The sequence below is a fragment of the Angustibacter aerolatus genome (assembly GCF_054776675.1).
Window position 1 is genome coordinate 1 of sequence record NZ_BAAHBM010000113.1, and the last position, 8,401, is coordinate 8,401.

Here is an 8,401-nt window from a genome sequence, read left to right on the forward strand (position 1 = left end):
GGCGCGGCGGCGGAGCGGCGGTCGAGCAGGGAGGTCAGCGCCACCAGGCCGCAGAGCGCGCCGACGACGGTCGGCACCGCGTCGGCCCAGCCCGCACCGGGTCGGGTCACCACCGCGGCGGCGGCCACGGCGGCGAGCGCGGTCACGACGGGCAGCGCGGGCAGCCGGCGGCGCGCGGCCACGACCCCCGCGAGCGCCGACAGCAGGGCCAGCACGATCGCGATGCCGGTGAGCAGCGCCACCTTGTCGTGGGTGCCGAACGCGCTGATCGCGGCGTCCTTCAGCCACGGCGGCGTGCGGTCGATGAACGCGCCGCCCACGGCGACGACCGGTGACGGCGTGCCCTGCGTGTGGCCGCTGCGCACGAGCAGCGCCGCGAGCAGCTCGGCCACCGCGAGGGTCACCCCGCCGGCCACCAGCCCGGCCAGCGCGGCCCCGACGTCGAGGCGCCGCCGCGCGGACGGTGGGGTGGTCGGTGCGTCCGGCCGGGACGACGTGAGCGTCACCCCCTCAGGATCACACGCCGCTCGCGAGCCGGCGCCGCCCGCCACGAAACCCCCACAGCCCTTTGCGCGCGTCAGCCCGCTCGCGAGGGGGTCGGGAGCGGGCTGAGGTGCGCACGGCCGGCTGCGTGCGCGCGTCAGCCCGCTCAGCGAGGGGCCGGGAGCGGGCTGAGGTGCGCACACCGGGCTGACGCGCGGAAAGGGCTACGGGGTGAGGAGCGGGAGCAGGCGCGGGGCGATGGCGCGCATGGCCCGGCCGCGGTGGCTGATCGCGTTCTTCTCCGCGGCGTCGTACTCGGCGAGGGTGCGCCCGTTCGAAGCCTCGGGCGCGAACACCGGGTCGTAGCCGAAGCCGTTGGTGCCGCGCGGGTTGCGGTCGAGCACCCCGCGCAGCACGCCGCGCTCGACGTGCTCGTCGCCGCCGGGCAGCACGAGCGCGGCGGCGCAGACGAACTGGGCGCCGAGGTGCTCGGTGGGGACGTCGCCGGTCTGGGCGAGCAGCAGCTCGAGGTTCGCGCGGTCGTCGCCGTGCCGCCCCGACCAGCGGGCGCTGAAGATGCCGGGGGCGCCACCGAGCACGTCGACGGCGAGGCCGCTGTCGTCGGCGAGCGCCGGCAGGCCGGTGGCCGCGGCGACGGCGCGGGCCTTGAGCAGCGCGTTGCCCTCGAACGTCACCTCGGACTCGACGACGTCCTCGACGTCCGGGAACTCGGTGACGCCCACGACAGCGGTGTCCAGATCCACACCCGCACCCAGGTCGGCCAGCAGCTCGCGCAGCTCGACGACCTTGTGCGCGTTGCGGGTGGCGAGCACCAGCCGAGGCCCGCTCACGCCAGCGGCTCCTGCAGCGCGGCCAGCTGCAGACCGGTCAGCTCGGTGCAGCCGATGGTGGCGAGGTCGAGCAGCTGGTCGAGCATCGCGCGGTCGAACGCGCCGTGCTCGGCGGTGCCCTGCACCTCGACGAACTGCCCGTCGCCGGTCATCACCACGTTCATGTCGGTGCCGGCGGCGACGTCCTCGTCGTAGGGCAGGTCGAGCACCGGCCGGCCGCCGACGACGCCGACGCTGATCGCGGCGACGGAGCCGGTGAGCGGCTGGGCCTTCTTGCCGATGAGGCCGCGGGCGCGGGCGTCCTCGACGGCGTCGGCGAGCGCGACGTACGCGCCGGTGATCGCCGCGGTGCGGGTGCCGCCGTCAGCCTGCAGCACGTCGCAGTCGAGGACGATCGTGTTCTCCCCCAGCGCCTTCGTGTCGATGACGGCGCGCAGGCTCCGGCCGATGAGCCGGCTGATCTCGTGGGTGCGGCCGCCGATGCGGCCCTTCACCGACTCGCGGTCGCCGCGGGTGTTCGTGGCGCGCGGCAGCATCGCGTACTCGGCCGTCACCCAGCCCTCGCCGCTGCCCTTGCGCCACCGCGGGACGCCGGCGGTGAACGACGCCGCGCACAGCACGCGGGTGCGGCCGAACTCGACGAGCACGCTGCCCTCGGCGTGGTCGAGCCAGCCGCGGGTGATCTTCACGGCGCGCAGCTCGTCGACCGCGCGACCGTCGGCGCGCAGCTGGGTGGTGAGGTCTGTCATGCCCACGAGGCTAGAGGTCGTAGACGGCGCCCGGCGTCGCGGCCTCGAGCGGCCCGTCCCAGGTCGAGCGCGCCTCGGCGAGGCAGACGCCCACGTCGTTCCACGGCGGGACGTGCGTGAGCACCAGGCGCCGCACGCCGCCGGCCGCGGTGACGGCGGCGCCGGCCCGGCGTCCGGACAGGTGGATGCCCTCGACGGTGTCGCGCCCCTCGACGAACGCCGAGTCCGCCAGCACGAGGTCGGCGCCGGTGCAGAGCGGGCTGAGCGCCTCGCACGCGTCGGTGTCGCCGGTGAAGGCCAGGACTGCGCCGCCGGCCTCGACGCGCAGCCCGTACGCCTCGACCGGGTGGTGCACCCGCACCGGCGTCACGGTCAGCGGTCCGACGCGCACCGGCTCGCGGTCGCGCCAGGCCCGGCAGTCGAGCTGCTCTGCGACCGCCACCTCGCCCGGGTGGTCGGGGGTGTCGTAGGCGCGGGCGACCCGCTCGGCGGTGCCGGTCGGACCCCACACCGGCACCCGCACGCCGGCCGGCACGCCCGGACGGTGCTTCACCATCACGTACAGCCCGCACAGGTCGAGGCAGTGGTCGGCGTGCAGGTGGCTCAGCAGCACGCCGTCGAGGGTCACCGGGTCGACGTGCCGCTGCAGCGCGCCGAGCGAGCCGTTGCCGAGGTCGAGCACCACCCGCCAGGTGCGCCCGGCGTCGTCGTCCGCCTCGACCAGGTAGCAGGACGCCGGGCCGCCCGGCCCCGGCACCGACCCGCTGCAGCCGACGACGGTGACGCGCAGCCGGCTCACGCGCCGACCAGCGACGCCGCCGAGACCTCCGGCCCGAGGAACCGGCGTCCGAGGTCGGCGAACCGCGTCGGGTCGCCGGTGGTCTCGAAGCGGTGCACCGGTGCGGGCAGCGCGGGGTCGCGCAGCAGGTCGTGCTCGACCAGGCGCCGGTAGACGTCCTTCGCGGTCTCCTCGGCCGAGCTGACCAGGGTGACCAGGTCGCCGACGACGTACGAGATCACGCCGGTGAGCAGCGGGTAGTGCGTGCAGCCGAGCACCAGCGTGTCGACGCCGGCCGCGACCACCGGGTCGAGGTACTCGTGCGCGACGGCGAGCAGCTCGGGGCCGCTCGTGACGCCCGACTCGACGAACTCGACGAACCGCGGGCAGGCGCGCGTGGTCACCCGCAGGTGCGGCGCCGCGGCGAAGGCGTCCTCGTAGGCGCCGCTCGTCCTCGTCGCCTGCGTGCAGATGACGCCGACGTGCCCGGTGCGGCTCGCGGCCGCGGCCCGCCGCACGGCCGGCCGGATCACCTCGACCACCGGCACGTCGTACCGCTCGCGGGCGTCGGCCAGCACCGCCGCGCTCGCGCTGTTGCAGGCGATCACCAGCAGCTTCACGCCCTGCGCCACCAGCCCGTCGAGACACTCCAGCGCGTACCGCCGCACCTCCGCCACCGGCCGCGGCCCGTACGGCTGCCGCGCGGTGTCACCCAGGTACAGCACGGGCTCGTGCGGCAGCTGGTCGAGCACCGCCCGCGCCACCGTCAGACCGCCGTACCCGGAGTCGAAGATGCCGATGGGTGCGTCCGCCACGACGTCGAGCCTAAGCCGCTCGCGCCCGCCGCAGCGGCACCGCCCGGCGTGACGCGGGTGACAGCGCGCTCAGCCGGGCAGGTCGCGGGAGAGGGCGTCGACGAGCTGGGCCTGCAGCATCGTGAGGTGCTCGTAGAGCGAGAGCAGCACGATGGTGCGCTCGGCGGGCGAGTCTGGGTCGCTCTGCTCGTCCGAGTCGAGCAGCTGCTCGACCACCTCGACGAGCCGCTCGTGGTCCTCGTCGGTGTGCAGGCCGAGGCGCTCGCCGAGCACCAGGCGGACGTCGGTGAGCGCCACCACCCAGGCGGTGCGCTGCTCGGGGGTGAGCACCACGGTGCCGTCGTGCTGCAGGCTCTCGACGGCGACCTGCAGACCGGAACGCTTGCGCTCGCGCACCGACCGCTCGGTGTAGCGGCGGAACTCGGCGGAGGCCTCGGCGTCGTCGCGGTGCGCGTCGGGCAGCAGGCGGCGCAGGGCGGGGTCGTCGGGCGGGCCGGTGCTGGTGCTGATGCCGACGAGCGCCTCGAGCGGGTCGGTGGGCGTCTCGCTGTCGTCGTCGAGCATGCCGGCGACGTCGGTGAGCAGGTCGCTCAGCACCCGCCGGTCGCGCTCGCCGAACGCCATGCGCACGCCGTCGCGGCCGCGCCAGAACCCCTGCTTGCGGCCCACGTCAGTCGTCCTGCTGCATCGTCGCCCACAGCCCGAACCCCTGCAGCGCCTCGACGTGCCGCTCCATCTCCTCGCGGTCACCGTGCGCGACGGCGGCGCGGCCCTTCTGGTGCACGTCGAGCATGAGCACCTCGGCCTTCTGCCGCGAGTAGCCGAAGTAGCTCTGGAACACGTACGTCACGTACTCCATGAGGTTCACCGGGTCGTTCCACACGAGCGTGACCCACGGCCGCGCCACCTGGGAGTCGGTGTCGGCCACGGGTTCGTCGAGCTCGACCGGCGACGTGACCACGGGTCCACTGTAGGAGCGCGCACCGCCATCGCGCGACGTACGCTCACCGGCGTGACCGGCACCGCACTGCTCACCGACCGTTACGAGCTCACGATGCTGCAGGCGGCGCTGCGCAGCGGGGCGGCGCACCGGCACAGCGTCTTCGAGGTGTTCGCCCGCCGGCTGCCCGACGGACGCCGCTACGGGGTGGTCGCCGGCACCGGCCGGTTGCCCGGCGCCGTGCAGCGGTTCCGGTTCGACGACGCCGACCTGGCGCACCTGTCCGACCACCACGTGGTCGACGACAGCACCCTGGAGTGGTTGCGGGAGTACAGGTTCAGCGGCTGCATCAGCGGCTACGCCGAGGGCGAGTGCTATCTGCCGAACTCGCCGGTGCTGGCCGTCGAGGGGTCGTTCGCCGAGGCGGTGCTGCTCGAGACGCTGGTGCTGAGCGTGCTGAACCACGACAGCGCGGTCGCCGCGGCCGCCAGCCGGATGACCGCCGCCGCCGAGGGCCGGCCGTGCATCGAGATGGGGTCGCGCCGCACCCACGAGGAGGCGGCGGTGGCCGCGGCCCGGGCCGCGTACGTCGCGGGGTTCGGCTCGACGAGCAACCTCGAGGCCGGACGCCGGTACGGCGTGCCGACGTCCGGCACCAGCGCGCACGCCTTCACGCTGCTGCACGACGACGAGCGCGCGGCGTTCGAGGCGCAGGTCGCCTCGCAGGGCGCGGGCACGACGTTGCTGGTCGACACCTACGACGTCGAGGCCGCGGTGCGGCTGGCGGTCGAGGTCGCCGGCAGGGACCTGGGCGCGGTGCGGCTCGACTCCGGCGACCTGCTCGCCCAGGCCCGCCAGGTGCGCGAGCAGCTCGACGCCCTGGGCAACCCCGGCACCCGGATCATCGTCACCAGCGACCTCGACGAGTTCGCGATCGCCGCGCTCGCCGCCGCCCCGGTCGACGGGTACGGCGTCGGCACGCAGCTCGTCATCGGCTCGGGCGCCCCGACCGCGGGCATGGTCTACAAGCTGGTCGCGCGGGAGAACGCGGCCGGCGAGCTCGAGGGCGTCGCGAAGCGCAGCGCCGCCAAGGCCGGTGTCGGGGGGCGCAAGCACGCCGGCCGGCTGGTGGTCGACGGCGTCGCGCAGGCCGAGGTGCTGCGCCCGTGGCCGCGCGAGGTCGAGGGCGAGCGCCCGCTGCAGGTCGAGCTGGTGCGCGACGGCGAGGTGGTGCACCGCGAGCCGCTCGACGCCGCCCGCGACCGGCACCGCGCCTCGCTGGCCGAGCTTCCGCCGTCCGCCCGCCAGCTGTCGCGCGGCGAGCCCGCGATCCCCACCCGCTACGAGCAGGAGACCCCGTGACCCGCGCCCTGGTGGTCGTCGACGTGCAGCACGACTTCGTGGAGGGGGGTTCGCTCGCGGTGGCCGGCGGCACCGACGTCGCGCGCGCCGTGGCCGCGCACGTGGCGGCCGAGCCCTACGACCACGTCGTGGCGACGCAGGACCACCACGTCGACCCGGGCGGCCACTTCAGCGACCACCCCGACCTCGTCGACAGCTGGCCGCCGCACTGCGTCGTCGGCACCGACGGCGTCGAGCTGCTCGACGAGCTGCCCCTCGACCGCCTCGAGGCGCGGTTCCGCAAGGGCGAGCACGCCGCGGCGTACTCCGGGTTCGAGGGGTTCGACGAGCGGGGCACCGGGCTGGCCGACTGGCTGCGGGCGCACGACGTGGACGCCGTCGACGTCGTCGGCATCGCCACCGACCACTGCGTGCGGGCCACCGCGCTCGACGCGGTGGCGGCCGGCTTCACGACCCGCGTGCTGCTCGACCTGACCGCCGGCGTGGCGCGCGAGACGACCGACCGGGCGCTCGAGCAGCTGCGCGCGGCCGGCGTCGAGCTGGTCGGCGAGCCGGTGGTCCGCTGAGTTCGAGGTGCGACGCAACCGCGCCACCTGTAGACATCTCCCCGGACGTCGCGTAGAGCGCGACCGAACCTAGGGAGACCGCAGTGCCCTCGTGGCTCATCATCCTGATCGTCGGTGTGGTGCTGGTGATCATCGGCTTCGCCGGTGTCGGCCAGATCCTCATCTACATCGGCGTGGCCGTCCTGGTCATCAGCCTGATCCTCGCCCTCGTCGGGCGTGGCCGGAACAGGGTCTAGCACACAGCACTCGGGGGTACGACCCGACGGCCGCTCGCACCTCGGTGCGAGCGGCCGTCGTCGCCCCCGGGCAACACGTGCGGTCGATCAGGTGTTGCGCGACCAGCTCCACGCGTACTCGCCGTCGTCGCACGCCAGCGCCGCCTCACCGAGCTCGAGCGGCTTGAAGGTGTCGACCATGACGGCCAGCTCGTCGAAGAAGTCCTTGCCCAGCGCGGCCTCGGTGGCCTTCGGCTGCGGCCCGTGGCTGTGCCCGCCGGGGTGCAGCGACACCGAGCCGATGCCGATGCCGCTGCCCTTGCGGGCCTCGTAGTCGCCGCCCACGTAGAACATGACCTCGTCGCTGTCGACGTTCGAGTGGTAGTACGGCACCGGCACCGCGAGCGGGTGGTAGTCGACCTTGCGCGGCACGAACGCGCAGATCACGAAGTTCCACCCCTCGAAGACCTGGTGCACCGGCGGCGGCTGGTGCACCCGCCCGGTGATCGGCTCGAAGTCGCTCACGTTGAACGTGTACGGGTAGAGGCAGCCGTCCCACCCGACGACGTCGAACGGGTGCGTGGTCTGGACGACGACGCTGCCCACCACCCCGCTGCCGCCGCGCCCGCGGTGCTTGGTGAGCACCTCGACGTCGCGCCCCTCGGCCAGCAGCGGCTCGACCGGGCCGTGCAGGTCGCGCTCGCAGTAGGGGCTGTGCTCGAGCAGCTGGCCGTACCGCGACAGGTACCGCTTGGGCGGCGCGACGTGGCTGTTCGCCTCGATCGCGTACGTGCGCAGCGGTCCTGCGCCCTCGACGTCGGTCGGCACCCAGCGGTGCACGGTGGTGCGCGGCAGGATCACGAAGTCGCCCTCGCGCACGTCGAGCGCGCCGAACACCGTCTCGACCCGGGCCGACCCGGCCTGCACGTAGACGCACTCGTCGCCGATCGCGTTGCGGTAGAACGGGGACGTCGCGTCCGACACCGAGTACGAGATGCGCAGGTCGGCGTTGCCCAGCACCAGCCGGCGCCCGGTGACGGCGTCCTGCCCGCGCCAGGTCTCACCGGGGAACAGGTCGTGCAGCTTCAGGTGCAGCGGCCGCAGCGGGTGGTTCGGCGTCGTCGACAGGTCGGGCAGGTCCCACACCCGGGCGTCGCTCATCGCCGACGGCACCCCGCGGTGGTAGAGCAGCGAGGAGTCCGAGGAGAAGCCCTCCTCGCCCATCAGCTCCTCGCGGTAGAGGCTGCCGTCGGGCTGCCGGAACTGCGTGTGCCGCTTCGGGGGCACCTGCCCGAGGCTGCGGTAGTGGGCCACGCCGGGTCCTCCATCGGTGTCCGCTGACCGGACGTCGTCGTCCGCTGACGCCCCTCAGCGTCGGCTAGGCTCGCGGCCGTGTCAACGCTGCTCGCCGGTCTCGTGGACGACGCCGCCGTGTTCCCGCCGGGCGACGCACCGCTGCCGGTGGCGGTCGAGCGGCACCGGGCGCTGCGCGCAGGTCCGCACGCCGACGCGGTCGGGCCGCTGCTCGTGCCCGCCACCGCGGTCGACGCGCTGCCGCCCCTGCTCGCGGACGGCGGCGACGAGCGCGTCGCTGCCGTCTGGCGGCCGGGCGACGCCGAGGCGCTGGCCGCGCTCGCCGAGG

Annotated in this window: 10 protein-coding genes and 2 pseudogenes; 4 read left to right on the plus strand and 8 right to left on the minus strand. The window is 74.7% G+C overall.

Going from position 1 to position 8,401, the window contains the following annotated elements; genetic code table 11:
- The 7 genes and pseudogenes from ACYVI6_RS16965 to clpS all read right to left on the minus strand — a co-directional run.
- Positions 1–506, minus strand: a pseudogene (locus tag ACYVI6_RS16965) (molybdopterin-dependent oxidoreductase); the annotation flags it as partial.
- Positions 507–707: 201 nt separating this feature from the next.
- Positions 708–1,334, minus strand: a complete 627-nt coding sequence (gene rdgB / locus ACYVI6_RS16970) for an RdgB/HAM1 family non-canonical purine NTP pyrophosphatase (protein ID WP_460447495.1) — start codon at positions 1,332–1,334, stop codon at positions 708–710.
- Entirely contained in the window at positions 1,331–2,083 is a 753-nt protein-coding gene (rph, locus tag ACYVI6_RS16975) for a ribonuclease PH (protein WP_460447496.1), read from the minus strand. Before rph ends, rdgB begins: the two co-directional genes overlap by 4 nt.
- 10 nt (positions 2,084–2,093) lie before the next feature.
- Positions 2,094–2,873: an MBL fold metallo-hydrolase gene (locus tag ACYVI6_RS16980; protein WP_460447503.1), complete on the minus strand. Its 780-nt coding sequence runs from the start codon at positions 2,871–2,873 to the stop codon at positions 2,094–2,096.
- A gap of 5 nt (positions 2,874–2,878) precedes the next feature.
- Positions 2,879–3,676: a glutamate racemase gene (gene murI, locus ACYVI6_RS16985; RefSeq protein ID WP_460447497.1), complete on the minus strand. Its 798-nt coding sequence runs from the start codon at positions 3,674–3,676 to the stop codon at positions 2,879–2,881.
- Between the two features lie 69 nt (positions 3,677–3,745).
- On the minus strand, positions 3,746–4,345 hold the full coding sequence (locus tag ACYVI6_RS16990; protein ID WP_460447498.1) for a DUF2017 domain-containing protein: 600 nt from the start codon (positions 4,343–4,345) through the stop codon (positions 3,746–3,748).
- A gap of 1 nt (position 4,346) precedes the next feature.
- Entirely contained in the window at positions 4,347–4,637 is a 291-nt protein-coding gene (gene clpS / locus ACYVI6_RS16995; protein WP_460447499.1) for an ATP-dependent Clp protease adapter ClpS, read from the minus strand.
- Positions 4,638–4,688: 51 nt separating this feature from the next.
- On the opposite strand from clpS, the gene ACYVI6_RS17000 reads away from it, so the two are divergent.
- The 3 genes from ACYVI6_RS17000 to ACYVI6_RS17010 all read left to right on the plus strand — a co-directional run bounded on the left by ACYVI6_RS17000 (position 4,689) and on the right by ACYVI6_RS17010 (position 6,780).
- Entirely contained in the window at positions 4,689–5,978 is a 1,290-nt protein-coding gene (locus ACYVI6_RS17000) for a nicotinate phosphoribosyltransferase (RefSeq protein WP_460447500.1), read from the plus strand.
- A complete protein-coding gene (locus ACYVI6_RS17005; RefSeq protein WP_460447501.1) occupies positions 5,975–6,544 on the plus strand; it encodes an isochorismatase family protein in 570 nt (189 codons plus the stop codon). The genes ACYVI6_RS17000 and ACYVI6_RS17005 overlap by 4 nt, the downstream gene beginning before the upstream one ends.
- Positions 6,545–6,627: 83 nt before the next feature.
- Positions 6,628–6,780 carry a hypothetical protein gene (locus ACYVI6_RS17010; protein WP_284287882.1) on the plus strand — a complete coding sequence of 51 codons (153 nt, stop codon included), beginning with the start codon at positions 6,628–6,630 and terminating at the stop codon, positions 6,778–6,780.
- An 87-nt stretch (positions 6,781–6,867) separates the two neighbouring features.
- Here the strand turns inward: ACYVI6_RS17010 and ACYVI6_RS17015 are convergent, their stop codons facing one another.
- Complete coding sequence (locus ACYVI6_RS17015; RefSeq protein ID WP_460447502.1) at positions 6,868–8,073, minus strand: homogentisate 1,2-dioxygenase domain-containing protein; 1,206 nt, start codon at positions 8,071–8,073, stop codon at positions 6,868–6,870.
- 78 nt (positions 8,074–8,151) lie between these two features.
- On the opposite strand from ACYVI6_RS17015, the pseudogene ACYVI6_RS17020 reads away from it, so the two are divergent.
- Positions 8,152–8,401: pseudogene (locus tag ACYVI6_RS17020) on the plus strand (hypothetical protein); the annotation flags it as partial.

Excerpts from the sequence above, each read along its gene's own strand:
- rph (WP_460447496.1), bottom strand. The coding sequence starts at position 2,083 with ATGACAGACCTCACCACCCAGCTGCGCGCCGACGGTCGCGCGGTCGAC.